The organism is Paenibacillus sp. FSL H8-0175 (genome assembly GCF_045040615.1).
Taxonomy (GTDB): Bacteria; Bacillota; Bacilli; order Paenibacillales; family Paenibacillaceae; genus Paenibacillus_AQ; species Paenibacillus_AQ odorifer.
On the sequence record NZ_CP150299.1, the window covers coordinates 5,481,301 to 5,507,465 of the forward strand.

General features: G+C 46.2%; 23 protein-coding genes and 1 other RNA gene. 2 read left to right on the forward strand and 22 right to left on the reverse strand.

Annotation, left to right across the window (positions count from 1 at the left end):
* The first annotated feature begins 146 nt into the window (after window positions 1-146).
* Window positions 147-2,081 (forward strand): S8 family peptidase, encoded by a 1,935-nt coding sequence (locus MHH46_RS24380; protein WP_076192081.1) that lies wholly within the window; start codon window positions 147-149, stop codon window positions 2,079-2,081.
* A 5-nt stretch (window positions 2,082-2,086) separates the two neighbouring features.
* Here MHH46_RS24380 and MHH46_RS24385 read toward each other — a convergent pair whose 3' ends face one another.
* Entirely contained in the window at window positions 2,087-3,517 is a 1,431-nt protein-coding gene (locus MHH46_RS24385; RefSeq protein WP_076192083.1) for a PLP-dependent aminotransferase family protein, read from the reverse strand.
* 93 nt (window positions 3,518-3,610) lie between these two features.
* On the opposite strand from MHH46_RS24385, the gene MHH46_RS24390 reads away from it, so the two are divergent.
* Window positions 3,611-4,831 carry a PLP-dependent aminotransferase family protein gene (locus MHH46_RS24390; RefSeq protein WP_076192086.1) on the forward strand — a complete coding sequence of 407 codons (1,221 nt, stop codon included), beginning with the start codon at window positions 3,611-3,613 and terminating at the stop codon, window positions 4,829-4,831.
* 1,116 nt (window positions 4,832-5,947) lie between these two features.
* On the opposite strand, the gene MHH46_RS24395 is transcribed toward MHH46_RS24390, so the two are convergent.
* The 21 genes from MHH46_RS24395 to MHH46_RS24495 form a co-directional block, all read right to left on the reverse strand.
* On the reverse strand, window positions 5,948-6,118 hold the full coding sequence (locus tag MHH46_RS24395) for a hypothetical protein (RefSeq protein WP_179088171.1): 171 nt from the start codon (window positions 6,116-6,118) through the stop codon (window positions 5,948-5,950).
* An 84-nt stretch (window positions 6,119-6,202) separates the two neighbouring features.
* Window positions 6,203-6,605: RNase P RNA component class A (rnpB, locus tag MHH46_RS24400), an RNA gene on the reverse strand.
* 64 nt (window positions 6,606-6,669) lie between these two features.
* Entirely contained in the window at window positions 6,670-7,785 is a 1,116-nt protein-coding gene (locus MHH46_RS24405; protein ID WP_076129011.1) for a Nif3-like dinuclear metal center hexameric protein, read from the reverse strand.
* Window positions 7,761-8,531 (reverse strand): class I SAM-dependent methyltransferase, encoded by a 771-nt coding sequence (locus MHH46_RS24410; protein ID WP_076192145.1) that lies wholly within the window; start codon window positions 8,529-8,531, stop codon window positions 7,761-7,763. The genes MHH46_RS24405 and MHH46_RS24410 overlap by 25 nt, the downstream gene beginning before the upstream one ends.
* A 5-nt stretch (window positions 8,532-8,536) precedes the next feature.
* The gene (locus MHH46_RS24415; protein ID WP_036683797.1) at window positions 8,537-9,361 is read right to left on the reverse strand and encodes a hypothetical protein; all 825 of its coding nucleotides are present in this window, start codon (window positions 9,359-9,361) and stop codon (window positions 8,537-8,539) included.
* Between the two features lie 110 nt (window positions 9,362-9,471).
* The gene (gene rpoD, locus MHH46_RS24420; RefSeq protein WP_036683799.1) at window positions 9,472-10,605 is read right to left on the reverse strand and encodes an RNA polymerase sigma factor RpoD; all 1,134 of its coding nucleotides are present in this window, start codon (window positions 10,603-10,605) and stop codon (window positions 9,472-9,474) included.
* 40 nt (window positions 10,606-10,645) lie between these two features.
* Entirely contained in the window at window positions 10,646-12,481 is a 1,836-nt protein-coding gene (gene dnaG, locus MHH46_RS24425) for a DNA primase (protein ID WP_232061436.1), read from the reverse strand.
* A gap of 24 nt (window positions 12,482-12,505) precedes the next feature.
* Window positions 12,506-12,985 (reverse strand): DUF188 domain-containing protein, encoded by a 480-nt coding sequence (locus MHH46_RS24430; RefSeq protein WP_076129009.1) that lies wholly within the window; start codon window positions 12,983-12,985, stop codon window positions 12,506-12,508.
* A 162-nt stretch (window positions 12,986-13,147) separates the two neighbouring features.
* Window positions 13,148-15,223 carry a glycine--tRNA ligase subunit beta gene (glyS, locus tag MHH46_RS24435; RefSeq protein ID WP_076129007.1) on the reverse strand — a complete coding sequence of 692 codons (2,076 nt, stop codon included), beginning with the start codon at window positions 15,221-15,223 and terminating at the stop codon, window positions 13,148-13,150.
* Window positions 15,216-16,103 carry a glycine--tRNA ligase subunit alpha gene (gene glyQ, locus MHH46_RS24440; protein ID WP_036683820.1) on the reverse strand — a complete coding sequence of 296 codons (888 nt, stop codon included), beginning with the start codon at window positions 16,101-16,103 and terminating at the stop codon, window positions 15,216-15,218. The genes glyS and glyQ overlap by 8 nt, the downstream gene beginning before the upstream one ends.
* Before the next feature lie 420 nt (window positions 16,104-16,523).
* Window positions 16,524-17,279 carry a DNA repair protein RecO gene (gene recO / locus MHH46_RS24445; protein WP_076192091.1) on the reverse strand — a complete coding sequence of 252 codons (756 nt, stop codon included), beginning with the start codon at window positions 17,277-17,279 and terminating at the stop codon, window positions 16,524-16,526.
* Window positions 17,280-17,315: 36 nt separating this feature from the next.
* Window positions 17,316-17,459, reverse strand: coding sequence for a YqzL family protein (locus MHH46_RS24450; protein WP_076098533.1), 144 nt, complete (start codon window positions 17,457-17,459; stop codon window positions 17,316-17,318).
* A gap of 113 nt (window positions 17,460-17,572) precedes the next feature.
* Window positions 17,573-18,466: a GTPase Era gene (era, locus tag MHH46_RS24455; RefSeq protein WP_036683823.1), complete on the reverse strand. Its 894-nt coding sequence runs from the start codon at window positions 18,464-18,466 to the stop codon at window positions 17,573-17,575.
* Between the two features lie 668 nt (window positions 18,467-19,134).
* Window positions 19,135-19,554, reverse strand: a complete 420-nt coding sequence (locus MHH46_RS24460; protein ID WP_076129005.1) for a cytidine deaminase — start codon at window positions 19,552-19,554, stop codon at window positions 19,135-19,137.
* Window positions 19,555-19,795: 241 nt separating this feature from the next.
* A complete protein-coding gene (locus MHH46_RS24465) occupies window positions 19,796-20,191 on the reverse strand; it encodes a diacylglycerol kinase family protein (protein WP_076129003.1) in 396 nt (131 codons plus the stop codon).
* A complete protein-coding gene (gene ybeY / locus MHH46_RS24470; protein WP_076129001.1) occupies window positions 20,191-20,688 on the reverse strand; it encodes an rRNA maturation RNase YbeY in 498 nt (165 codons plus the stop codon). The genes MHH46_RS24465 and ybeY overlap by 1 nt, the downstream gene beginning before the upstream one ends.
* Entirely contained in the window at window positions 20,685-22,940 is a 2,256-nt protein-coding gene (locus MHH46_RS24475; protein ID WP_076185262.1) for an HD family phosphohydrolase, read from the reverse strand. Before MHH46_RS24475 ends, ybeY begins: the two co-directional genes overlap by 4 nt.
* Window positions 22,941-22,954: 14 nt before the next feature.
* A complete protein-coding gene (locus MHH46_RS24480) occupies window positions 22,955-23,926 on the reverse strand; it encodes a PhoH family protein (protein WP_036683834.1) in 972 nt (323 codons plus the stop codon).
* A gap of 15 nt (window positions 23,927-23,941) precedes the next feature.
* The gene (gene yqfD, locus MHH46_RS24485; protein ID WP_076128997.1) at window positions 23,942-25,123 is read right to left on the reverse strand and encodes a sporulation protein YqfD; all 1,182 of its coding nucleotides are present in this window, start codon (window positions 25,121-25,123) and stop codon (window positions 23,942-23,944) included.
* Window positions 25,120-25,413 (reverse strand): sporulation protein YqfC, encoded by a 294-nt coding sequence (gene yqfC, locus MHH46_RS24490; RefSeq protein WP_036683844.1) that lies wholly within the window; start codon window positions 25,411-25,413, stop codon window positions 25,120-25,122. The genes yqfD and yqfC overlap by 4 nt, the downstream gene beginning before the upstream one ends.
* A 172-nt stretch (window positions 25,414-25,585) precedes the next feature.
* On the reverse strand, window positions 25,586-26,164 hold the full coding sequence (locus MHH46_RS24495) for a hypothetical protein (protein ID WP_076128994.1): 579 nt from the start codon (window positions 26,162-26,164) through the stop codon (window positions 25,586-25,588).
* Window position 26,165: the final 1 nt, after the last annotated feature.

The window sequence follows — 26,165 nt, forward strand, 5'->3', positions numbered from 1 at the left end:
TACAAAATCAAGAAGACAATTCGAGATACTTATTCTCTCTGATATTATCATAAAAAACGTTAGGAAGGTATCCTTTTCTAAGATGCATAAAAGATACGCTCTCTTCTAAACCTATAGACATTACATTGCATAGAGGAGCGGAAATCATGTCACGAAAAAATCTAACAGTTGCAGGTTTGGTTACAGCAGCTTTTACAGTTGGGTTACTTACCTTTGCCCTGCGCCCTGCCACTAATGGGACGACCAGAGATGCCGCAAAAGTCGCTGTTCAGAATCCGGCTCCAACTTCAGCTTTGCATTCACCTCCAAATCCCTCTCAGGAAAAAACATTAAAGAAAACCTCCTTAAGCCAGGATGTGGAGGCGACAGATCATCTGAATAGAGTCGATGTCAGTAGACACTTAACTAAACTCCTGTCTGAAACAGACGGGATGTCTTCGATTCATGATAAATCAGTGTATGCGAATCGATTGCAGCAAGACCACGGGTTTATCTCCATGCTGATGTGGATCGATTTCCGCACACAAAAGACTGAGACCTTTAAGTCGTCTTTTCCAAAAGGAACCGAACAGGAGAACAAACAGCTTCTAAAATATCTCAATACGGCAAAAACAGCAATCCACGGTCATCAATCCTATGAATCTCCAACGTTTACAATCGGTAAAGAAAAATATTACTTTATCGCTCAGCGGAACAAACAGAAAAATGTAGGGATTATTGCTCTTATTAACCAAAAGGTGCTTGGGCGTGTGGCAGACCATCAGCTGAAGAACCTGCGTCTCATTCCGTATCCTAAGGAAGGCAAATACCATGTGGAATCAGTCCATACCGATAACTTAAAGGACATTACAGTCAAGACCGGCCATGATAACGAAAATGCCAGCCATTTTTATGAGAATGAAATTGTAGTCCGTTTTAAGGGAAATGCTCCGACTCAGGGACAGCTCCAGACGATAACCGCCGATATCCACTGCAAGCAGCCACGCAAGCTGGGATATGCCTATATCTTCCGCTCTGAGAAGATGACCTATTATCAGCTGAAATCCTATTTCACCAACAAATGGCATCCCGAGTATACGGAACCTCACTATATGTATTTAACCAATGATACCATCACTAAAAACGCTGAAGGAACTGTCACGCCTAACGACATGTTATTCTCCACTTACCAATGGAACCTCCCGGCGATTGAAACTGAGCTAGGTTGGAATCTTTCCAAAGGCAGCAAAGAAGTGGTTGTAGCCGTAGTCGATACGGGAGTACAGATTAATCATCCTGATTTACAAGGTAAGCTTTTGACTGGTTACAATGCCATTACCAATGGTTCCACACCCGAGGATGATGTAGGTCACGGTACACATGTATCTGGAATCATTGGCGCACTTGTTAACAACGGGGAAGGTGTAGCTGGCATCAGCTGGTACAATAAGATCCTCCCTGTAAAAGCGCTAGATAACTCAGGTGCCGGAACGACTTATTCCGTAGCAGAAGGTATCATATGGGCAGCTGACAATGGCGCAAAGGTTATTAACTTAAGTTTAGGGAATTATGCCGACTCGCAGTTCCTCCATGATGCGATTAAATACGCCTATGACCGGGACATCGTGCTTGTGTCTGCAGCAGGCAATGATAATACAGAACGGCCTGGATACCCTGCAGCTTATCCCGAAGTGATTGCAGTGGCTGCTACAAATGCTTCAGGGGAAAAAGCCTCCTTCTCCAACTACGGCGATTATATTGATGTCGCTGCACCCGGAGAAAGCATCGCAAGCACCTATCCGGACAGCCAGTATGCCGCTTTATCCGGCACGTCGATGGCCAGTCCCCATGTCGCTGCGCTGGCGGGTCTGGTACGTTCACTGAATCCTAATCTGACGAATAAGGAAGTTATGGACCTTATGACCAAAAACGCTGTTGATCTGGGAACTTCCGGCCATGATAAATACTTTGGCTGGGGTCAGGTCGATATTTATAAAACGCTACAAGCGGCAAGCGGCAATCAAGTTCCATTGCAGCTTTTTCCTCAACATGTACGCCAGCAAATGAATCAATTAAAACAAAGAACAAATAACACCCCATAACCGTGTCATTGCAAAAACCGGCCAAGTAAGCGCAGAAACCGCTGTAACCCTTCCTCCATTTCCGATTCCTTCATTTGCGAATAGCAAAGACGGATGTGGCGGGAAGGCGTTTCCGCAGAGTAACAGACATCACCGGGTAAAAAAGAAATGCTCTCCTGCTCCGCCAAGTCATGCAGGCTTGCGATATCAGGAGAAGGGGGCAGCTCCAGCCAGAGATTAAGTCCTCCCTCTGGTAGAATATAGTTCACTCCAGGCGGAGCGTACAGCTTCAGAAGCTTCGCCGCCTTTTCCATACGACCACGGAGTGTTATTCGTAGCTGTGCTGCGTAGGCGTCGTATTTTTCAGCGATGAAGGGTAATACGGCCTTCTGTGTCAGCAAGGGACTTCCTAGATCACTCGCAGATTTAGCGGCGATCAGCCGGGACAGAATATTTCCTTCTGCAGCCACACAGGCGATTCGGCAACCAGGTGCAAGTACTTTGCTAAAGCTTTTCATATAGACTACATGTCCATCGGGATCCATTGATTTAATCGCCCTAGGTGGTGGTGCATGGAAATATAAATCACTAAATGGGTCATCCTCAACAATGAGGCAACGGTAGCTGCGCGCTAATTCCAGCAGTCGTTGTCTTCTTGTGATGCTCATAGTTATGCCGCTTGGATTTTGAAAAGTAGGGATGGTATAAATTAGCTTTGGAGGTCTTTGATCACACATTTTTGTAAGAACATCCACTCGCATCCCTTCACTATCCGTAGGCACAAAAATCATCTCTGCACCTCGTCCCGCAAAAACATCAATAGCACCAGTATAGCTAGGCGCCTCAAGATAGACTGTATCTCCAGGACCAACAAATGTACGAGCCACCAGATCAATGCCTTGCTGGGTCCCGCTGGTTATCATCAAATCGGAAGAAGTTAGCGAAATCCCACGCGATTTCAAATGTTCTCTCATGACATTCCGCAGCTCAAGATCTCCCTGAAAATTCCCGTAGGTTGCCATAAGCTCCGGTTGCTCTTTGACCAAGGATGCGTAGGTGTCACCAATATCTTGAAGTGGCAGCAGCTCACTGTGGATGGCGGCTAAATGAAAGGGATATTTCACTTCTGAAACATCAAAATTCCGCCAAAGCTGAGCCCTCGGCAAATAATCATCATATAAATCCTGCCAGCAACCCTCTTCTTGACGTCTATTATGGGTTGGATCGGCCACAAAGCAGCCTTTGCCCTGTCTGCAGTATATAAGTCCTCGTTTCTCAAGCATATCGTAAGCCTTGCTTACTGTAACCTGACTCACGTTCAATGTTATAGCTAGACTTCTAACGGAGGGCAGCCGGACACCTTGCTGAAGCAGTCCTGATGAGATCCGCTGACTGAGGGTTTCACTGATTTGATGGGGCAGAGTTTTACTGCCGCTGCGATTCAAATCGATATGCATGAACCCTTCACCTCCACTGTTATATTCAACGCTTTACTGTTATACAGCACTCCTATTATGATAGCATCAAATCGAAAGGTGGAGAACTAATTTATGGATATCAAATACTCAACGGCAGCCAATCATCTAGGATCATCAGCAGTTCGGGAGATTCTAAAAGTTACACAGGGCAATGACATCATTTCACTTGCAGGCGGGCTGCCTGGGGAGGATTTGTTTCCCTTGGAGGCCGTACGTGATGCCTATAATCGCGTGCTCTCCAGCGACACCTCAGCGCTTCAATATGGGCTTACCGAGGGTTTTACTCCACTACGTGACAAAATTGCTGAAAGGCTTACCCGGCAAGGCATCCCGGTTACAGCCTCTGAGATGGTATTGACTACAGGCTCACAGCAAGCTATAGATCTGTTATGCAAAATATTGCTGGATCCCGGCGATGCAGTTTTTGTGGAAGCGCCCACCTATCTGGCAGCACTACAAGTGCTCGGTTCTTACCGGGCTGCTATTCATTCGATACCAAATGATGAACATGGCATTCTGCCGGATCAGTTAGAAGAGCAGATTCGGATACATCGGCCAAAACTGCTATACGCAGTTCCGACCTTCAACAATCCGTCTGGAGCAACCTGGAGTAAAGAACGCCGCGAGAAGGTGGTTGAAATCTGCCGCCGTTACGGTGTTCTTATTCTAGAGGACAATCCCTATGGAGAAATAACCTTTGATGAAGATAAAACTCTATATCCACCCTCATTAGCCTCCATCGATAGAAGCTTCGGCGGGGATCATTGTGTAGTCTACACAGGGACCTTCTCCAAAATCGTCGCCCCTGCCCTGCGCACCGGCTGGATTATCGGCGATTCCGAACTAATCAAGACCATCGCCAAGGCAAAGCAAGCAGCCGATCTGCATTCCAGCACCATCGACCAGCGTGCTTTAGATGAGCTGCTGTTGCATTTTGATATTGAACAGCATATCCGCCTCATCTCAAAAGAGTATCATTCGCGTATGAAGCTCCTGTCCGCAGAACTCAGATCACATAACTGGGAAGGAGCACATTTCCTCGAGCCAAGAGGCGGCATGTTCCTATGGCTTACCCTTTCCGAAGAGATCAATACTAAGGAATTACTCCCGCTGGCAGTGGAAAACGGAGTAGCGTTCGTACCCGGAGAGGTATTCTATTCAGCGGAGCCTCACAAAAACAAAATGCGCCTTAACTTCACACACACGCCACCAGAGCAAGTTCCTGTTGCTGTCCAGCGTCTAGAGAAAGCATTGGTACAATGGCAGCAAAATCAAAACATCGTTCGGTCGTAAACAACTGCTCGTAATCAATACCTACGATGGCAAAATAAAACGGCTTCTCCATCCTTTATTGGACGGGGAAGCCGTTTTTTGTGAGCAGATTTCTGAGCTTTCACTTTTGCGCATTTGCAGAATGTGACCTTTACGCATTTCTGCACATCTCATTTTTGTATTTTTACTTTTAGTGTTTTTGCACATCACATTTCGCAATTCCACATTGAGCGTTTCTGCTCAGCTCATTTCGTATCTTCACATTTCACATTCAGCAATTTTTGCTCTTCACATTTCGAATTGCCATTATTCAGCGCCTCTGTACAGCTTATTTCGTATTTCCACATTTAGCGTCCCTGCACATCTCATTTCGTATTTCCACATTCTCATTTCTACACATCTCATTTCGCATTTCCACATTCGCATTTCTACACATCTCATTTCGCATTCAGCAAATTTGCACGTCATATATCCCATTTCCCACATTTCGCTTTCCGCATCACCAAACATCCTCTAGTTACTCAACACATCTACCACTCAATTAACTCCGATTTCACAGGAAGTTACAGCCAGAGGTTACAATTGATATTTCGCTACTAACTCCAATCTTTCCGCAGAAGATTAGCCAAGCTCCGCATTGTTACAGTTTGCTAGCTACTAATCTATTTCTGGCGTCAAAGTAACCATGGCGTTCGGAAGTTCGGGAGTTCTGAATTCTGGAGTTCTGAGTTCTGGAGTTCTGGAGTTCTGGAGTTCTGGAGTTCTGGAGTTCTGGAGTTCTGGAGTTCTGGAGTTCTGGAGTTCTGGAGGTTTGTATCGGACCCCAGCGCTCTTATTTGCATCAATTCCGCTCATTTGGTTTGCTATCGGACCCCATAGTCACTATTCGATCCAAAACGCCCGATATCCACCCTATTTATGCCGAATAACGGCTCTCCAGTCCGAAACTCCTCCAAAAAGGCATAAAATACACAAATAGCTGCATCTCGGTCCGTTAGCATATCAGCTCATCAAACCATCAACCATCATCCATCATCCATCAGCTATCAACCATCAATCATCAATCATCAATCATCAATCATCAATCATCAACCATCATCCATCATCCATCATCCATCATCCATCAACCATCAACCATCAACCATCAACCACCAGCTCATCAACCACCAGCTCATCAACCACCAGCCATCTGCTCATCAGCCCATCAGCCGCTAGCAATTCTTCTAAAAAGTCTAATTTCTGCATATCACGTTCCAAATCCCTGCATGTTATCGCATTCACCGCTTTATATATTTGCCGTATCCGCATTTGTTTGCAACAAAAAAGGCGGCGTAAGCCGGGTTACCGGGATACGTCGCCGTTTGTATGGTGTTGTTATTATAACGTTGCAGTTAGGAAAGTTTGCCGTAAGCCGGGTTCTGTGCTCGTCGTGGTTCGATCGGGAACTACCCTCCCACCATAAGCGACAATCATCTATCTAGGCCATACATTACTGCACAGCTCCAGCGACCAACCTAGACGCGCCTCAGGCTAAGGCTGCTTATTCAGCTGCGTCTCATTAGGTCTTGCTCCAGATGGGGTTTACCAGGAACGAAGTCACCAGCGTTCCTCGGGGTCTCTTACACCTCGGTTCCATCCTTGCCTGTGCCGCCCTAAGGCGGCCATCGGCGGTCCATTTCTGTGGCACTATCCTTCAGCTCGCGCCGACTGGACGTTATCCAGCATCCTGCCTTATGGAGCCCGGACTTTCCTCCCGTGACGTCTTCACGTTACCGGCGATTGTCTGTCAAACTTTCCGAACAACATTATATATTATACAGACATCACATGTCTGGCACAAGCATTATTAAATGGCAATTTTATAGGAACTTAAATGGCTCCGTATTCACCTGCGAAGCATGGACAGCTGTATCATACTTATGCTCGGCCAATTTTCCAGCCATCCACTCCGCTACTTTCTCTTTCATGATCTTCTCCGCATTATGTCCCGGATCAATCAGAGTGATTCCGGCGAGCGCAGCATCCTGAACTGTATGATAATCCAGATCCCCAGTAACCAGGACATCCGCACCGCGGAAAATAGCACTGTTATAATACTTTCCACCCGAGCCGCCGAGAACGGCAGCTTTACGAATCGGACGGTCCAAATCACCAACAACCCGTACATGGTCTACCTTCAGACCTTTTTTTACCGTCTCCACGAATTGTCCAAGGGTTGTGGGCTCTTTGAGCTTTCCTACCCGCCCAAGTCCTAAGCTGCGGCCTTTAAGATCCATTGAGTACAAATCATAGGCAACCTCTTCATAAGGATGGGCCTTAAGCATAGCCTGCACCACTTTATTGCGGATGGAGTGCGGGACGATCGTCTCAATACGAATTTCCTCGGCACGTTCCATCTTACCTTTTTCCCCGATATAAGGATCCGTGCCTTCTCCTGGAATAAAAGTACCGTATCCCTCGATATTGAAGCTGCAATGACTATAGTTGCCAATTGCCCCTGCTCCAGCATTCAGGATAGCATCCAGAACCTTCTGATGATGATCCTTCGGCACAAATACTACCAGCTTTGATAATTGCTCGGAGTGAATGTCTTTGATGGGTACTCCGTTTTCTATGCCAAGAGCTTCAGCCATCCAATCATTCATTCCACCCTCGGTAACATCCAGATTCGTATGGCTGATATACACCGAAATGTCATTCTTGATTAATTTTTCATACATTTTGCCCGCCGGTGTGTCTGTCTGGATTCCTTGCAATGGACGGAAAATAATCGCATGATGCGCAATAATCAAATTGCAGCCTAGACGAATCGCTTCTTCAACTACCTCATCATTCACATCTAAAGCAACTAATACATTAGTGATTTCTTTTTGCAGCGTGCCCAGTTGAAGACCAATTTTATCCCAATCCTCAGCTAAATGCTTAGGAGCCAGTTGCTCCATATACTGAATTACTGTTTGTCCCTTGGCAAACATTGTAGCACCTCCGTAATTTCCCTGATCTGACCTTGAATCTGTTTCCGTTTATGCTCAGCAGATTCGAGTTCTGAACGTGACAACGATGTTAAAATGCCTTCCAATTTCTGAATCTCACCCTGCCACTTAGCAAAAAACACAGCATTTGGTGCTTGAAGCAGCCATGGTCCCATTTGAAGCAAGGCCTCTTGCCCAAGGACTTTAGCGGAATCCCCCAAGGTTAATTCACGATATACACTTTCATTTGTAATTCCAGCTTCCGTATTTTCTGGTACAGCCGTCAATACTTCATATAGCTTCCCGTCTTCTTCCAAAATTCTCTCAGCTACGAGTACCCATTTATTATTTAATAACCAGCGGCGCAAAATATCCTCGCCTACATTCGGTTGAAGCAAAAGGGTTGTAACCTCTTTTAGCTTACCCTGGCTTTGACCCCGGTCCAGAATCGCGGCAATTAATGCGCCTCCCATGCCAGCAATCGTGATACAATTGACTTCACCAGGTTCCAGAACCTCAAGGCCGTCTCCACGGCGCACCGAGATCACCTTCCCTAGTCCAGCCTCTGCAACGCCCTTACAAGCAGCATCAAAGGGACCCGGGTTTACTTCACCTGCAATTGCAAACACAGCCTTACCGCTTTCGACAGCGGCCACAGGAAGCAAGGCATGATCGGAACCGATATCTGCTAATCTGCTTCCTTGCGGAATTTGCTCCAGCAATTGCTGAAGCCGATCTGATAATTTCACATTGTTCATGTTGCCACCCACGTTATCCATTTTTTTCGAAACCCAAACAACAAAGCTAACCCTGCTGCAATCTTTAGGATCAGCATCAATGAAATCCACTGCGGATAATCCTGTCTTAATAAAAGAGCGTCAAGCTCTGGCATGATCCAAAGCGATACTCCCACTGCAAAATAAACACTGGCAACACCTCTTACCTTATGATGCAAAAGCCAGCTTAACCATACCATCAGCACACACAATGGCAGCCATAGGAACTCCAGTTCAAATATAGAGGCCTCCGGGCTTCTTCCACCGAAGAACCCTGCATACAGTAATGCCCAAAAAGCAAAACCACAGTACTGCAACAAACCTATCCGGAGTAAAAATCCCAAAATACACCATAACAAGCCGCAGCACCCAATTAGAATAGGCCTCCAGAGCTGAGGATCCAGATCATGCAAATCAATCAGCCATAGCCCAAAACCAAGCGTTAAAACGCTGCCCAGCCCCGCTAGGATAAGACTGATAACATTGTTCCGGTCCTTATAAACGGCGGAGTATCCATAACAAATAATTAATACAGATAGTGCGGTTGCAAGTTGCAAAGGCCAGGGAAAAACGCTAAAATAAAGACTAATCAAGAAAATCAAGGAAATAATTCCAAAAGAAAACAGCCAAATTTTGATGCTTCCCTGCTGTAAATTTCTCAGCGAAATTGGATTGTTATCCTTATTCGCATCCTCATCGTCATACAGATTGGTTAAGAAATCGCAATACTGCTCTGGCAGCAACCGGCTTTTTCTCCAATACTGAATCTCTTTTATAATGATGTCGCGTTTTTCCAAATTCACTGGCTCATCCTTCTTTCCAGGTACACAAGGTCAACACATTTTTTACCAGCGTAAATTCAAATAAAAGAACCTCCTGCCACTGAGCAGCAGAAGGTCCAGTTCATGAAATACTATTCAAGGAAATCCTTAAGCCGTTTACTGCGGCTAGGGTGACGAAGTTTGCGCAATGCCTTGGCTTCGATCTGGCGGATCCGTTCCCGGGTAACACCAAACACCTTGCCGACTTCTTCAAGCGTTCTTGTCCGTCCATCATCAAGGCCAAAACGCAGACGAAGTACATTCTCTTCACGCTCCGTGAGCGTGTCCAGCACATCCTCCAGCTGTTCCTTCAGGAGTTCATAAGCCGCTGCATCCGCAGGAGCCAATGCTTCCTGATCCTCAATGAAGTCTCCTAGATGAGAGTCATCTTCTTCACCAATTGGTGTTTCCAAGGATACAGGTTCTTGGGCAATCTTCATGATCTCTCTAACTTTCTCAACCGTCAGTTCCATCTCAGCCGCAATTTCCTCTGGGGAAGGTTCGCGTCCCAGTTCTTGCAGCAATTGGCGAGAAACCCGAATCAGTTTGTTAATCGTTTCCACCATGTGTACAGGAATACGAATGGTACGCGCCTGATCCGCAATCGCACGAGTGATGGCCTGGCGAATCCACCAAGTAGCATACGTACTAAATTTGAATCCCTTGTTATGGTCAAATTTCTCTACTGCTTTGATCAGACCCATATTACCTTCCTGAATCAGATCCAGGAACAGCATACCGCGTCCGACATAACGTTTCGCGATACTTACTACGAGACGCAGGTTCGCTTCTGCAAGACGGCGTTTAGCTTCTTCATCGCCATTCTTAATCCGCATAGCAAGCTCAACTTCATCGTCAGCCGACAACAAAGGAACGCGTCCGATTTCTTTTAGATACATACGGACAGGGTCATTAATCTTGATCCCTGGTGGCAGTGACAGATCGTCATCAAAGCTGAAATCATCGCTGTCTTTATCCTCATTATCCTCACTTGGTCGGAGGCTGTTAACCTCTTCATCGTTCTCGTTTACAACCTCAATTCCCAAATCACTGAGTTGCTCGTAGAACTCCTCCATTTGCTCGGGGTCTTGATCAAACGGCGATAATTTCTCCATAATATCTTTGTAATTTAATGATGATCTTTTCTTACCTTGCTCAATGAGCTGATCCTTCACCTGATCCAAAGTAAATTCTGCTTCCAATTCAGTATGCTGATCGTTCGCCATAATTCGACTCCCTCCTCCCTAGGTACATCCTGTCAACATGTCATTGTCTCTCTAGGGCTATAATCTCACTTGCTATTTGTGCCGCACGCAAAAAATCACCTGACTTTTCAGCCTGAATCATCTCTTCACGCTTCTGTTCCATTTTGCGTTGCAGTGGGTATTTCCGCACTTCACGAATACAATCATCTAGAACCTGCATATTCCAGTCCGGAGGGGTATCCATCATGGATATTGATGTCGCAGTTTTCTCCAGACGATCATCCTGAAGTGATGATAGAAACCGACTAATGCCGGGTGGTTTGCCTTGCGCGTAATAGGCATATAGATAAGCAGCAATTGCCGCATGATCAACGATGTTGAAATCTTCTCCGAGGCGTTCGCCCACATACGTGGCGGCTTCCGGGTCCTGAATCATAAAGGACAATAGACGCCGTTCCGCGACATGATAAGCGGGTAGTAAGGTCGGTGTCTGCACCTGCCCTTTTTTATGCCTACCATTATTCCACCTTTTGTCGTTATTATCCCCTTCAGGGATGTTTTTTTGCATCGATGCCCTAAGTAAATTACAATCCTGCTTCAAACTATCATATGAAAGTTCGAGTTCAGCAGCGATTTCCTTCAGATAAACCTCTCGCTCTGTTGAGGAATGCAGTGAAGCAATAACTTCTAAGGCTTCCTTGACATAGGCGATTTTGCCATCTTCCTCTAGGAGTATATGGTTTTTTTTCAGATATATAAGCTTAAATTTTATGGATGAAACTGCTGAATCAATAACCTGATCTTTAAATCTTTCTCCTCCATGCTTGGAGATAAATTCATCCGGATCCACCCCGCTTGGCAGTAAGGCGATCTTTACACGCAGGCCGCTGCCTTCAAGCATCGGAATGGCCTTCATGGCTGCTGCTTGTCCCGCCCGGTCACCGTCGTAAGACAGTATAATTTCATCAGCCAGGCTCTTCATCAGTGCCACATGACCCTCCGTCAAGGACGTTCCCATCGTTGCTACGCCGTTATGCACACCCGCTTCCCAGGATGAGATGACATCTCCGTATCCTTCAAACAGGACGATTTGTCGAGTTTTGCGAATGGATGCTTTGGACTGGTGCAAATTGTACAATATCCGGCTTTTGTTAAACAATCTACTCTCCGGAGAATTTAAATACTTAGGTTGACCCTCTCCAAGTATTCTTCCGGCGAATGCGATTACCTTGCCTGTACGGTTGGCAATCGGAAAGATAATCCGGCCACGGAAACGATCCAAGTAGCCTTTGCCCTCACCGCGGGCTGACAGAAGTCCGCCTTTCTCCATTTCCGCAAGGTCAAAATTTCGCTTCTCCAAAAACTGCAGCAAAGTATCCCAGCGGTCCGGAGCATATCCGATCTGAAACTGGTCAATCATTTTATCACTGAAGTTCCGGCCTCTTAAATAGTCCATAGCGGCTTTGCCGTGTTCCGTGTTCTTCAGCAAGTAATGATAGAACTTTGCCGACCATTCATAAGCTTGAATCAACCGGTCGCGTTCCGGATCAGGGGGAGACATCATACCTCCCTTACCTTCTGGAACGGGAATATCACTTTCTTCAGCCATTATTCTGACAGCTTCGGGGAAGGTTAATCCTTCGATTTCCATCCTAAATTTGATGGCATTTCCACCCATACCGCAGCCAAAGCAATGAAATACTCCCCGGTCGGGGGTAACAGTAAAGGAAGGGGTTTTCTCCGAATGGAACGGGCAGAGGCCCCATAAATATTTCCCCTGCTTGGACAAATGAACAACCTTACCGACTGTATCGACTATATCATGACGCGCAAGCACGCTTTCGATAACCTCTTCCGGAATATTCCCGTGTCCGCTAGCCACTTCAACCACCTTCATCTCTTAACAAATAAATATAATTCGCTATTGCTCCACATTCTCCTGCAAAAGTATTAAAAGTTTTGTCAGTTTATGTTGAAAATAAGTTTTTTCTTCTGCCGTTATGGGTTTTGGACCCTTGGAATAATGTCCCCGTCTTCGTTCCACGGCCTTGGCATGTCTACCCTCCAGCATAAAATCCATCTTGAAATTGTCGTATTCCTGACCACGGAATGAAAGCACACTGCATCGTTTACCTAGTGCAAGTGCCGCAAGACCATAATCTTGAGTCAATACCACATCTCCTGCAGTAATATGATTGGCAATATATAGATCGGCACTCTGATCTCCTCGATCCACCTGCACAACCGTTACACCCTCTTCAGCTTTCAGTGCATGGTCATAAGAAGATACCATAAGTACCGGAACACCAAAGGTGCGACCTACCTCAGCGATCTCTTTTTTGACCGGACAAGCATCCCCATCCACCACTATCGTTCTAGACTGGGACTTCTCCATGATCATCACCAATTTCCCGTGTAATATATATACGCCCTCTCCGCAAGAAATCCTTCTTTCTAAGCATAAATACGGAACGGATGTCAAATGACGCATTGGCACCGTTCCGTATATTTATACCCCAAACCAACATTCTATACCATAAGATTCAAATTTTCTTGATTAAAATTACCAGACAAGCTTCGCGAAATCAGCGAACGACTTGGAGTCAGCATCAATACCAGCAAGCAGAGCCAAACGGTTAGCACGCACTTGCTCGTCCTCCGCCATAACCATAACGGAATCAAAAAATGTTGTAACGGCGTCTTTTAGACCCGAAAGAATCCGAAGTGCTTCTTCGGCATTTTTTGCCGCCATAGCTTCAAGGTAAGGTGCGTGAAGCTCCTGCCATGTATTAAAAAGCTGCAATTCAGCATCTTCTTTAAGTAAAGCAGGATCAATCACTTCACTGGTTGCTTTACTTGCCAAATTACTGACACGAGTAAGCGAATCTACGGTAATCTTGAAATCTGCTTGGTCGGACACAGCAGCCATAAGAGCACGGCTTCTGCCCACAACATCTACCACGTCGTCAAAACCAGCCGCTGTAACAGCGTCCACAACATCATAGCGTACATTGTCAGATAAAAGACGTTTTACACGCAGACCGAAGAACTCGTACAGGTTTATACGTAGTTCATCTCCAGAATGTTTCGTATTTCCTGAATTTTCATGAATTTCAATCGCCGCTTCAAAAATTTCGCGCAGCGTAATTGGCAATTTATGCTCAAGCACAATTTGGACAATACCTGCAGCCTGACGGCGCAGGGCATATGGATCCTGAGATCCTGTCGGAATGATGCCGATGGAGAAGCAGCCAACAATCGTATCGATTTTGTCCGCTATGCTGACAACTGAACCTGCTTCTGTTGAAGGTACAGCATCTCCTGCAAATCGTGGCTGATAATGCTCGAAGATCGCTTTTGCCACAGTTTCAGGCTCGCCTGCTTTACGTGCATAATCTTCACCCATTGTTCCTTGCAGCTCAGGAAATTCATAAACCATTTGAGTTACAAGATCAAATTTACAAATATCCGCAGTGCGACTTACTTCGGACACAGCAGTAGCTGACAGTCCAAGCTTCACAGCCAGACGATCAGAGATTTGGCGAATACGGCGCACCTTATCCCCTACGCTGCCCAAATCTTCATGGTAAACAATGTTCTCAAGCTTGGCTAACGCATCGTCAATCTTCATCTTTTGATCTTCTTGATAGAAGAATTTGGCATCTGATAGACGAGCACGAAGTACTTTTTCATTTCCCTTAGCGATAACATCCAAGGATTCTGCATTCCCGTTTCGTACAGTTACAAAGAATGGCAGTAGCTTGCCAGCTGCATCAAAAACAGGGAAATAACGCTGATGCTCACGCATCGAGGTAATCAGCACATCCTGAGGAATCTCTAAGAAAGATGGATCAAAGGTTCCAAAGAGCACGGTTGGTGTTTCTACCAAGAACAGTACTTCTTCCAAAAGATCTTCTTTAATCGCAATCGTCCAGCTTTTCTCTTCAGCCAATTTGTTGATTTGATCCAGGATAAGCGTTTCCCGTTCCTTCACATCCACAAGTACATGCTGCGCACGCATGCTCTCCACATATTGTGCAGGCTCCGAGATTACAGTCTCTGTACCCAGAAAACGATGTCCACGGCTCACATTACCCGCTTTTACATCCGTAATTTCCAAATCAATGATCTCTTTACCAAAAAGAGCAACCATCCAGCGAATCGGACGAACGAATTTAAAATCGTAAGCTCCCCAGCGCATGTTTTTCGGGAAAGTCATCGCATTTACAATACCCAGAAGTCCTTCTGTGAGCAAAGAAGCAGTCTCTACACCCGCACTATTTTTTGTGGCATAAATATATTCCACGCCAGCTAGCTCTTTAAATGTAAATTGCTCTGGAGATACACCTTGACTGCGGGCAAATCCTAGTGCAGCTTTACTCCAGTCACCGTTAGCATCCAGCGCAATTTTGCGTGAAGGTCCTTTGACCTCTTCGCTAATATCCTCTTGCTTCTCAGCCGCGTCCTTAACAAATACAGCGAGACGACGTGGCGTCGCATATGCAGTAACTCCAGCATGGTTTATACGTGCAGAATCCAACCACTTGGACATTCTATCTTGCAGCTGTTCCATCGCAGCACGGATAAAACGTGCAGGAATTTCCTCCAGACCGATCTCAAACAGGATATCTTTAGACACGGTCAGCACCTTCTTTCTTCAGCAGCGGGAAGCCAAGCTTCTCGCGTTCCTCAAGATATGTTGCCGCTACGGAGCGGGCAAGATTACGCACTCGGGTAATAAATCCAGTCCGTTCAGTTACACTAATTGCCCCACGCGCATCGAGTAGATTAAAGCTATGTGAGCATTTCAACACATAATCGTAGGCTGGAAACACAAGATGTTTCTCCATCGCTCTACGTGCTTCCTCTTCATACATGTTGAACAGCGAGAATAACATTTTTACATCCGATACTTCAAAAGTGTAGGTAGAATGCTCGAACTCCGGCTGATGAAAAACATCACCATAAGTCATACCGCTTACCCATTCAAGATCGAACACATTTTCTTTATCCTGAATGTAAGAGGCTAAGCGCTCCATACCGTAAGTGATTTCTACAGCAACAGGGTTAGCTTCGATGCCACCTACCTGCTGGAAGTAAGTAAATTGAGTGATCTCCATACCGTCCAGCCATACTTCCCATCCCAGACCCGCACAGCCCAGTGACGGATTCTCCCAGTTATCCTCTACAAAACGGATGTCATGCAAGAGCGGATCAATACCGAGTGCTTTCAAGCTATCCAAATAGATCTCTTGAATGTTATCTGGTGAGGGTTTGATGATTACTTGGAATTGGTGATGCTGATACAGACGGTTCGGGTTCTCTCCATAACGACCATCGGAGGGACGACGTGAAGGCTCTACGTAAGCCACTCTCCAAGGCTCAGGACCTAGCGAGCGTAAAAAAGTCATAGGGTTCATCGTGCCAGCGCCTTTTTCTGTGTCATAAGGCTGTACGATGATACAGTTCTGTTCAGCCCAGAACTGCTGCAGTGTCAAAATCATCTGCTGGAAGTTCATAATACCGTCTCCTTCGCTTTACAAGTTTTTTACAACAGCTTGCCTAAAACTTTCTACCATGGAGGCGGCACTTTTAGCTCCTGACAGCAACAAAAAGCCCCCGCCCCCATGCCTGATTAACAGACATAGGGACGAGAGCTTAACTTATTCTCCCGCGGTTCCACCCTACTTGATTTCATACCTTGTATGAGCAAGTTTGCTGCCAAGACAAGAACGAAATCCACTTTCATTCGCCGCATTCGTACTCCCGGGTGCCATGTTCATGAACGTTGTCCCGCTAGGCTTCCACTGCCCCCAGCTCGCTGAATAACGACAATACAGTCCACTACTTTCCCGATCAATGCACGCCTCTCCCCAATTGGAGCATAACGACGATCATATAATAAACTGATCCTATAGTAACGGAAAAATCAGCTTTCGTCAAATCTTGTACTTGTCGAGCTGGTCTAGGAAACTTTGTGACTTCAGCTTTAATCCGAGTTGCACATCCATAAAGGCCCGCATAATTTTTTTCAGCTCATCCCGGCTGCTTTCCTTTACATCCACATTGCCTAGTCTAGTCAGGTCAAGTCTGGCGAATAATCGCAGCAGCTTCAACGCACGAGCAGAGACCTCCATGGCTGGAGGGTCATTATGTTTACAACTGCGGCACAGTACTCCACCAAGGCGAGGGCTGACCAGCAGTTGATCATCCGGCTTCTCGGCACCACAAATTACACAAGAATCGAATTCAGGACCATAACCGGCTGCCTGTAAGATTTTCATTTCAAAGACATTTATGATAACGCCGGGTTCCTTGTCCTCTTCAAGTGCATTAAGACAGGCCGTAAGCTGGTGAAACCAGAAGCTTCCCGTTTCCTCATCATGCAGAACACGATCAAGCAGTTCACACGCATAAGACGCATAAGCAGCTTTGATCAAATCCTCACGCAGCGGATGGTGCGACTTCGTAATTTCGCCAGAATTCAGTGTCCCAAGTCCTCCATTATTTCTAAAAAAAACAAATTCCCCAACGGTGAACAGTTGGATCAATGCAGCATGGCGGCTTTTGACCTTCTTTGCGCCACGCACCAGAACCCCTACTTTTCCCGCGTTCTCGGTGCAAAGCGTAATAATTGCGTTCCCCTCGCCGTAGTCCATGCTGCGGATGACGATCCCTTCCACCCTGTGTAGCATGCCTCTTCCCCCAACCATTCGGCAAGCAACCAGTCCTTATTGCGCTTCTTCATCACAGGCCTTCTCTTCCTCCACTAGCTGTAATCCACTATCTTCAAGCGGATGGCCAGCTTCCTTATACAGCAGGTAAGCATCGACGTCTCCTGTCATTGCAAAATACTTCCACGAAAAGTTTCGCATTCGTATTCATCCTTTCTTGGGAAAGACGATGTCTCTTATCAAGAATTAGGATGGTGCGATGGAGCAGGTTCTATCCTTGCAATTCCTACCAAACGAGGAATAACGGAATTAACTTAAAGGTCTTTATGGAAGCCCAAATCCCGCAGAACGCGGTCCTGATTGCGCCAATCTTTTTTCACTTTTACCCATAGCTCCAGAAAAATCTTCGAACCCAGCAGGTTCTCAATATCTGTCCGAGCCCGTCTGCCGACCTCTTTCAGCATTGCCCCTTGCTTGCCGATAATAATTCCCTTTTGCGAATCACGCTCAACAAAAATAACAGCTGAAACATGCACCACTCCATTAGGCTCAACCTTCATATCTTCGATGGCTACAGCAATAGAGTGCGGCACTTCTTCACGAGTCAAATGCAGAATTTTCTCCCGGATTAATTCCGCGCAGACAAATTGCTCGGGGTGATCCGTGATTTGATCTTCCGGATAATACTGAGGGCCTTCCGGCAAGTACTTGGCAACCTGCTCTAACAGCGTGTTAACATTGCTGCCCATCTTCGCAGAAATCGGAATAATTTCGGCAAAATCATGCAGCTTGTTATATTGAGCCATAAGCGGGAGCAGAGCTTCCGGCTCTATTTTATCGATCTTGTTGAGCACCAGAATCACCGGTGTCTTCAGACCATTTAATTGCTCGGCAATGTAACGGTCTCCACCGCCCAAGCCCTCTGACGCATCCACAAGGAATAACACAGCTTCTACTTCACCCAGTGTACTCATTGCAGTCTGGTTCATGTAGTCGCCTAGCTTGGACTGTCTTTTATGAATTCCCGGTGTATCCAGGAATACGATTTGTGAAGTGTTTGTTGTGTAAACACCATGGATTTTGTTTCTGGTTGTCTGTGGCTTATCCGACATAATGGCAATCTTCTGGCCAATGACCTGGTTCATGAGTGTTGATTTACCTACGTTTGGTCTGCCGATAATTGCGACAAAGCCTGATTTGAATTTCATATTATCTTCCTTCCATACTTACCTTCTAAATTTGCGTTTGAAAATCTTTTAAGATCTTTTTCGATCCCCCTAAATCCCCCTTAGCCAAGGGGGACCCCAAGGGCCCCGGCCCTCTGGACACCCGGAAATGGGCGTAACTGCAACGTTAGGCTGGATTAGAGGGACTATGGTGCATGAGCGCTTTCCTCCCCTATCGGGGACACGCTTCACTGTCGCTTATTCACACGGTTCGCATTGCCCTCACCATGAATAAAGATTACTGAGATGATTGGCTTTAGGCTGTGTTACAAGTAACCTTACGTAATTAGAATCGCTGACGGCTTTTGCCGTGGCGCTTACCTCGTAATGTTACTCTAAAAACACATAGTTTGCACCAGTTTAGCCTAACTTGGTAGAACTAGAACACTTTTAATTGTACTTTGTACAACTAATTTTAGGTTGAGTTTATGTTTTTGGTGTTTTAGTTGTATTTTGTGCAATTAAATCCTGTCTTAAGAGCCAAATATGGGCTTTATCATAAATTTAATTGTACTATCTGCAACTAAATTCATTTTTGTCGCGAAAGAGTAGCAATTTAACTGTACATTGTGCAATTAAAGTAGCAACCTTCGTCTAACTATGCCTGATTTGCCCTTAAACAGGCACAGGCATTAAATCAAAATCTCATTTTATTCTGGAGCTTGTCCTTGCTTCAGATCTACGGGACCAAAAGCGCCTGGAAGCAATTCTCCCACCGTAGTCTCAACGATATCACCCTTCATGTTCCCAAGAATAACCTTCATATCCGGCGAACACAACTCAATCATTACTTGCCGGCACACACCGCAAGGTGAAACGGGGCCGTCAGAGTCAGCTACTACGGCAATTGCTTTAAAAGAACCAACAGCGTGTCCATCCGCAATCGCACGGAATAGTGCTGTCCGTTCCGCACAGTTGGTTGGCCCAAAAGCAGCATTTTCCACATTACAGCCGTGGTGAATATGACCATCCTGATCAAGAAGGGCAGCTCCCACTCCGAATCGGGAATATGGAATGTAAGCTTTTGCTCGTGCTTTAATCGCCTCTTGCATAAGAAGAGTAGAATCCATATTTTGACCTCCTAAAGTTTTGTGAGTATTGACTTCATTGATTTTTCTTCGCACAAAACACACTTCGTAAACATCTAATTAGTTTCGTTTATCGTTATTTTTTCAGCGTGCGCTAAATTTTATCAGTGTACTTCATGAGATATATTCGGGTACATAACTCACTTCAAATTATTCAGTAACGAAAGAGACGGAATCGCAAAACGCGGGTCCGCCTCTCCCCTGAATTGATTTTGTATCCTGATTATGACATAAGTCCGCTAATCCAGTCCATCACAGGGTGATAAAAAACATAGATCCCGACTAAGACAGCAAACACCGCCGTGAGAAGCACAGCTCCTGCGGCGGTATCTTTTGCTCTCTTAGCCAGTGGATGAATCTCTGGCGAGATCAGATCAACCGTCGCTTCAATCGCCGTATTGAGCAATTCGGCAGTTAGGACAAGCGTGATCGAGAACAGCAGCAACATCCAACTGGCCAGCGGAAGTCTGAACACGGCAGCGGCTATTAGCACAACCACCGCTAAACAGCAATGCACCTTCATGTTAAGCTCGGATTTGAATGCCGACACTAAGCCTTGCGATGCAAACCGAAAAGAGTGCCAGAACTTCTTGTGCCCTACCGCCGTGTTCTTCACCATTAGCGCGTCAACCCAACCTGAGATAGTACTTTTTCTTGCTTGGACATCATCTCTGCTTCTGAAGCTTCATCCTGATGATCATATCCTAACAAATGCAGAAATCCGTGAACGAAAAGAAAACCAAGCTCTCGTTCCAGTGAATGGCCATATTCCAGCGCCTGCTCCTGCGCACGAGTTACGGAAATGATTATATCCCCAAGTACGTCTGGAACATCTTCCAGCGCCTCGCCTTCCTCTACCTCGTATATAATGTCCAGCTCGTCCTCTCCGCTTTCATTCATAGCAAAAGAAAGCACGTCCGTCGGACGGTCAATGCCCCGATATTCCAAATTCAACTCATGTATACGAACGTTATCGACAAAAGTAAGAGCTACCTCGCCCCGATCGATCCCTTCCGCTTCACCTGCTTTTTGCAAAATACTCTCCAGCAGCGTAATGAGATCGTCCTTTATCTCGTATTCTTCCTGCTCGTTATCCCAAACGATCTCCAAACTCATGGGTTAGGTGCCCCTTCCTCTTTTTTCGGCTTACGCACATCTTCTGGATATTCGATCCGTGAATGGAAAATCCCCATAACCGTCTCCTTCAGAGTCCGTGCAATAATATCCAATTCTTTAATCGTCAAATCACATTCGTCAAACTGATGATCATCCAGTCGACTTTTAATAATCTTCTCAATCATCGTTTCCACCTGCAGAACAGTTGGCTTACGCAATGATCTCACTGCAGCCTCGACACTGTCGGCAATTCCCACTACAGCCGCTTCCTTCGACTGGGCTTTCGGTCCAGGGTAACGGAAATCTTCCTCGGTAAAATCAGGCTCGACACCTTTTTCTTCCGCCAGCTTCAGTGCCTTATGGTAAAAATAATGCAGGAACGTTGTTCCATGATGCTGCTCCGCAATATCACGGATTGGTTTTGGCAGCTTATATTCTCGTTGCATTTCCACCCCGTCACGGGCGTGGGCAACGATGATAGATTTACTAAGCTTCGGTTCAATAGAGTCATGTGGATTTTCCATATTATTTTGATTCTCGATAAAATAAAACGGACGTTTTGTTTTGCCAATATCATGATAATACGATCCAACCCGGCACAATAGCCCATCTGCTCCAATCGCTTCCGCGGCAGCTTCTGACAGGTTACCTACCATTACACTATGGTGATAGGTTCCCGGCGTTTCGGTAAGCAGTTTGCGCAGCAGCGGGTGGTTTGGATTAGACAATTCTACCAGCTTCAATGCCGATAGAATACCAAAGGTTGCCTCAAAAAAAGGCATTAGCCCAATCACAAGTACAGCCGTCAATAGTCCCCCTGCAAAAGCAAAACCAACCGAATACAAGGTACCTACCTCTTTCCATGCTCCTCCACCTAACAGTATCTGCATAAAGACTGTCAGACAGCCAAAAAGCGATACCATAATCCCGCCTTTAAGGAGCGTGGAGCGTTGACCCGCACGGTGAGTCGCAAAGATAGCCACGTACGAAACCACGATAGCAAAGAAACCAAAGTTAAAATCAAAGATTGAATTCTGCTGCACATTCAAAATAACACTCGCCAGTACACTGAATAGAATGGAGCAGAAATAGGCCAAAGGCATGTCCAGAAGCATTGCAATTAACATTGCGCCGATCGCCACCGGTGCCAGGAATCCGATATAAGATCGGACATCGGTCTGCAAAACAGCGGCCAGCCGCATAGAGATAATAGTTATAACAAATACAAGCACCAGCATCAATAGCTGAGAATTGTTGTACTTAAAGCCTGAGGTGCCGCCTGAATAACGAATGAACGCAAGCAAACCGACGGAGAGCATCGCAGAGAGAATCAATAGGCCTAACTGTGGCCAGTAATTCACCTCATTGCTTAGTAGTCCATTCTCATCCAAAAGAGTGTAGAGCTCTGGAGTAATTAGCTGCCCCTTAGCAACAAGCGTGTCCCCTTGCTCAATGAATACATCAGGTGTGTTCTCCCGGGCTTGTACCTTTGCTTCCTTGGTAGCATCCTCATCGTAGAACTTGTTACTTGTGATCACAAGACGTACAAGCTCCTGAACAACCTCACGCGCTGTACGCTGGCTTAGAGAACTAATACTGACCTGTTCCGCTACCTTGGCGCGAGCGGTCTGCGCATCCGTAATCTGATCATTCATCAGCCTAGTTACAATATCTCGGGCGACAGGCTTCATCTCGATAATGTCCTGAGAGGTCAGGCGCGGAATCTTAATGTAAGTCTCTTCCGGAATGACATAGGTCTGCTCTTTGATGACAGATTGCATTTCATCCAAGAGGTGATCTGAATATGTAGCGCTGCCGCGATTGGAAGCTACGAAATTCAAGATGAAATCGCTGGCTCTCTGCGGGATTTCATCACGATAAATCCCCGTCTTATCGCTTTGCGAGATCAGATCATCCTGATTGAGGCGATCTATCCGGTCCAGCAGCGAGGTCACTAGGTTGTCTGCCCTCATCGGGATAATTTTGTACTTGGGAGATACGCTTTCGGCCGCTTCCTCAGCTGCTTTTAACGTAGCTTTGGTGTCCTTAATTTGTTTCGGTGCCGTTATTTCCTTTGCACTGTAAGTATTCTCTTTAATATCATATTTCTTAGGTAGCAATTCTGGCGACAAGCTGAAGTAGAACACTAGTCCGAGTAACAGGAAAAGAGCATAGCGTGTCACTGCGCTATACTTCCATCCGTTGTTCGTATATACAAAACCGCTTAATTTAGATGGTTGCTTTGAAGCCATGAAGACAATCCCCTTTATTGGAGGTTTTCGGCAGAGCGGTCATAGGCAACGATAATTTTCTGCACCAGGGAATGCCGTACTACATCCTGTTCCGCGAAGTAGACAAAGCCAAGTTCTTCTATGCCGGATAAAATCGCTTTGGCTTCAATCAAACCGGATTTCTTGCCGCGGGGCAGGTCAATCTGGGTAACGTCACCTGTAATCACCATTTTGGACCCGAAGCCGAGTCGAGTCAGGAACATTTTCATTTGCTCAGGTGTTGTATTCTGCGCTTCATCCAAGATGATAAATGAATCATCCAATGTACGTCCGCGCATATAAGCCAGCGGAGCAATCTCAATCAATCCCCGTTCAAGTGCCTTAGCCACCTGATCGGGCCCCATAACGTCGTATAATGCATCATAAAGCGGACGCAGATATGGATCTACCTTTTCTTGCAAATCCCCTGGAAGGAATCCTAGACTCTCTCCTGCTTCTACTGCGGGACGCGTAAGAACAATACGCTTAACCGAACCTTCTTTCAGTGCCGTAACTGCAAGCACCACTGCCAAGTAGGTCTTCCCCGTTCCTGCAGGACCGATTCCGAATACAATATCACGCTTCTTGATCGTTGTCACATAATGCTTCTGGCCGACCGTTTTGACACGGATAGGCTTTCCGCGAAAAGTTGTAGTAATTTCTCCTTTGAACAAATCGAGCAATTGATCAGCACGAAAATCTTTCGCCAGTTCCACAGCGTACTGCACATCACGTTCAGTAAGTATGTAACCGCTCCGAATGAGGGACAGTAGCACATTAAACAATTGCCCCAGCATGTCTACTTCCCGCTCAGCTCCACGAATCGTTAGCTCTGCTTCACGCGAATCAATAATGGCGGGAATTTCACTCTCGATGATTTTTAAGAATCCATCCTGCGGGCCAAACAGCGATTGCGCTTCTCCCGCATTTTGCAAAGATATACGAATGCTTGCAGTCTGTTCTGACAAGTAGCCTCATTCTCCTCAATTGTTTACTATTGGCAGTTCTTCGGAAATTTTTTCTTCTACTTCAAAGATCACTTTCATATAAACTTTACCATTCTCTTTCTTCTCATGCAAAACTTTTTGACTTTTGATGACGCTATCAACACCATATCGAGCTAAAATATCATTCTTCGCCCGCTCAATTCCCCTCGCAACTCCAGCTTCTGGAGTTATCGTATCCTTTGTTTCATTGATCTCCATTTCTTTCTCAGTCATCAGGCCCAGCGGCAGCTCAATAGAGCGCCAAGACAGCGGATCATGCTCTGTGAGCGTCTTTGAATTCTCAAAGGAGGATTTGCCATAACCCCACAGCTGAATAGCCCATTTCCCCAACACGAGATAGGTGCGATCCTTACGCTCCCCAGTGTAGGTGCTATTGGTTGTTTCAAGCGGAACCTCGATATTGTACTCATGCCAAACCAACCCCTTAACCTCACCCTTGGCTACCACATACTCTACATTTTCTTCGTCTCCAAGAGCACCGGAAATCAGGATATCCCCTTTTTTCACACGCGAATTACGCGCTACTACCGGTCTGCCCTGCTCCGCATATATTTCTGTTACCACCGCATCTGTTCGGCTAATTAAATGCCGTTGGCTAAGCAAAGGTTTGATATCGGGCTGTTTAGCCTCTACAACCTGAATTTTGATGCTCGTCCCCGTCCGTTGCAGCCCTATCCAAGAAACACCCGGTAAATGGGCCAGCAGCCCCTTAGAGAGCTTGTCCGGCTCCTCCAGACGCCATATCCACTGAAAAGGATACACACCCTCCTGGCGAGCGGCAGCCAATATATCCTCAGAAGCAATTTTTTCATTCCCTTCGACTCTAATACTCCATACCATCGTAGATAACATAAAAAGTGTAATTCCAAACATCAAAATACCTATGCCAAAAAATTTCCTTTTCCACAGCCGCGCCATAAGAAATGGAAGTCCGCTTCTACCGGTAACGTGCATACGACAGCCTGTCTTTTTTAAAATCGGCCGGAGGACATAAAAATCATCCAGAAGCAGCTTAAGGGAAGCGCCGCCCTCAGCGGGCCTCACATCCCAAATCATGATTCCTGCTTCAGAAATGAAATTAATAAATCGCTCCACCTGAGGTCCCGTCACATGCAGTGTAACGAACCCCCGCAGTGATGACAGAGGTGGCTCCTTCATGATCTCTCCTCGCTTTCGTTATATCTGATCTCCCCGATAACGCCTTCTACAGCCAATTCCTGGCCTAGAATATTTCGGATGACAAGTCCCTCGCCCGTGATTTCAAGCGATCCTTTAGCTAACGCGAGCTTAAGCTGACCAGAGGAAAAATGCAGCACGCCGCGATGATTCTCAATATGCAGTTCCTTATTGCCGATCAGGGTGATCCGGGGCATTTCCTGTAATAAGTCCTGTGGTAGATCCAGTACCCCGTTTGTCCATCCCCGCAGCCTGCGGCCAATACGGGTCATAAGTAGACGTTCCCCCTTCCTGCCTTCTGTACACCTTATGCGGCAACGCTTTTTTTTATGAGAAGAAGTAACAAAGGAGGACCCTTCAAGTGTGAAAAAAGCAAAAAAAAGCCCCGCAACCTATCGTAAAGATAGGAAACCGAGGCTTTATTGTTACTATGATCCGTAAATATTATCTTCGGGTGGAATGCGGCTGACGAGAACGCGGTGGTCCCAGAATCTCTGCCCAGACTACACCATTGCGCAGGTCGTCACGACTCCCTGTTCCATGTGTCTGGTCTGCCGCAGAGGGTGAGTTTGTGTTTTTAGTCTTATTTGATCTTTTGGTATCTGCACCCGCTATCCCGTCAAAAGCAGATTGAAGGCGCCGCACCTCTTCTTGCATTCTTTGTGTGCGTAATTCAACTCCGTCATCGGCATGCTCCAAAGACATTCCTTCTCCAGTAGAATAATCTGGAGTTGGTATATACGCGGGTTCTGGAAAGGCAGGAGAGGCATCATACTCCCGGTTATCCTCTGACCTCGACTGCCGGGAAGAGGTGCTAACAGGAGCAGGAAATCCACTGCCAGACTCCGCTTGGCGCCCTCCATCGATATCCGGGCGCTTTACCCGGCGGAGCGGAGAATCCTCTCCGCCCCCAAAAGTGGGCATTCCCCCGCGAGGAGCTCCTTTGGGCTTGTTTTTAGTTGCTTTATTCACATTGGATACGATCGCGAATATAATAACCGCAATAATATAGATCCAGCTCATG

What these genes read in the sequence shown, in the direction of transcription:
- MHH46_RS24390 (WP_076192086.1), top strand. Translation starts at nt 3,611, where the DNA reads ATGGATATCAAATACTCAACGGCAGCCAATCATCTAGGATCATCAGCA.
- MHH46_RS24380 (WP_076192081.1), top strand. Translation starts at nt 147, where the DNA reads ATGTCACGAAAAAATCTAACAGTTGCAGGTTTGGTTACAGCAGCTTTT.
- MHH46_RS24430 (WP_076129009.1), bottom strand. Translation starts at nt 12,985, where the DNA reads ATGATCATGGAGAAGTCCCAGTCTAGAACGATAGTGGTGGATGGGGAT.
- MHH46_RS24460 (WP_076129005.1), bottom strand. Translation starts at nt 19,554, where the DNA reads ATGGATTCTACTCTTCTTATGCAAGAGGCGATTAAAGCACGAGCAAAA.
- glyQ (WP_036683820.1), bottom strand. Translation starts at nt 16,103, where the DNA reads ATGAACTTCCAGCAGATGATTTTGACACTGCAGCAGTTCTGGGCTGAA.
- yqfC (WP_036683844.1), bottom strand. Translation starts at nt 25,413, where the DNA reads ATGACCCGTATTGGCCGCAGGCTGCGGGGATGGACAAACGGGGTACTG.
- MHH46_RS24475 (WP_076185262.1), bottom strand. Translation starts at nt 22,940, where the DNA reads ATGGCTTCAAAGCAACCATCTAAATTAAGCGGTTTTGTATATACGAAC.
- MHH46_RS24385 (WP_076192083.1), bottom strand. Translation starts at nt 3,517, where the DNA reads ATGCATATCGATTTGAATCGCAGCGGCAGTAAAACTCTGCCCCATCAA.
- MHH46_RS24450 (WP_076098533.1), bottom strand. Translation starts at nt 17,459, where the DNA reads ATGCGAAACTTTTCGTGGAAGTATTTTGCAATGACAGGAGACGTCGAT.
- MHH46_RS24395 (WP_179088171.1), bottom strand. Translation starts at nt 6,118, where the DNA reads ATGCGGATACGGCAAATATATAAAGCGGTGAATGCGATAACATGCAGG.
- MHH46_RS24405 (WP_076129011.1), bottom strand. Translation starts at nt 7,785, where the DNA reads ATGTTTGCCAAGGGACAAACAGTAATTCAGTATATGGAGCAACTGGCT.
- dnaG (WP_232061436.1), bottom strand. Translation starts at nt 12,481, where the DNA reads ATGAAGGTGGTTGAAGTGGCTAGCGGACACGGGAATATTCCGGAAGAG.
- recO (WP_076192091.1), bottom strand. Translation starts at nt 17,279, where the DNA reads ATGCTACACAGGGTGGAAGGGATCGTCATCCGCAGCATGGACTACGGC.
- rpoD (WP_036683799.1), bottom strand. Translation starts at nt 10,605, where the DNA reads ATGGCGAACGATCAGCATACTGAATTGGAAGCAGAATTTACTTTGGAT.
- yqfD (WP_076128997.1), bottom strand. Translation starts at nt 25,123, where the DNA reads ATGAAGGAGCCACCTCTGTCATCACTGCGGGGGTTCGTTACACTGCAT.
- ybeY (WP_076129001.1), bottom strand. Translation starts at nt 20,688, where the DNA reads ATGAGTTTGGAGATCGTTTGGGATAACGAGCAGGAAGAATACGAGATA.
- era (WP_036683823.1), bottom strand. Translation starts at nt 18,466, where the DNA reads ATGAAATTCAAATCAGGCTTTGTCGCAATTATCGGCAGACCAAACGTA.
- MHH46_RS24465 (WP_076129003.1), bottom strand. Translation starts at nt 20,191, where the DNA reads ATGGTGAAGAACACGGCGGTAGGGCACAAGAAGTTCTGGCACTCTTTT.
- MHH46_RS24495 (WP_076128994.1), bottom strand. Translation starts at nt 26,164, where the DNA reads ATGAGCTGGATCTATATTATTGCGGTTATTATATTCGCGATCGTATCC.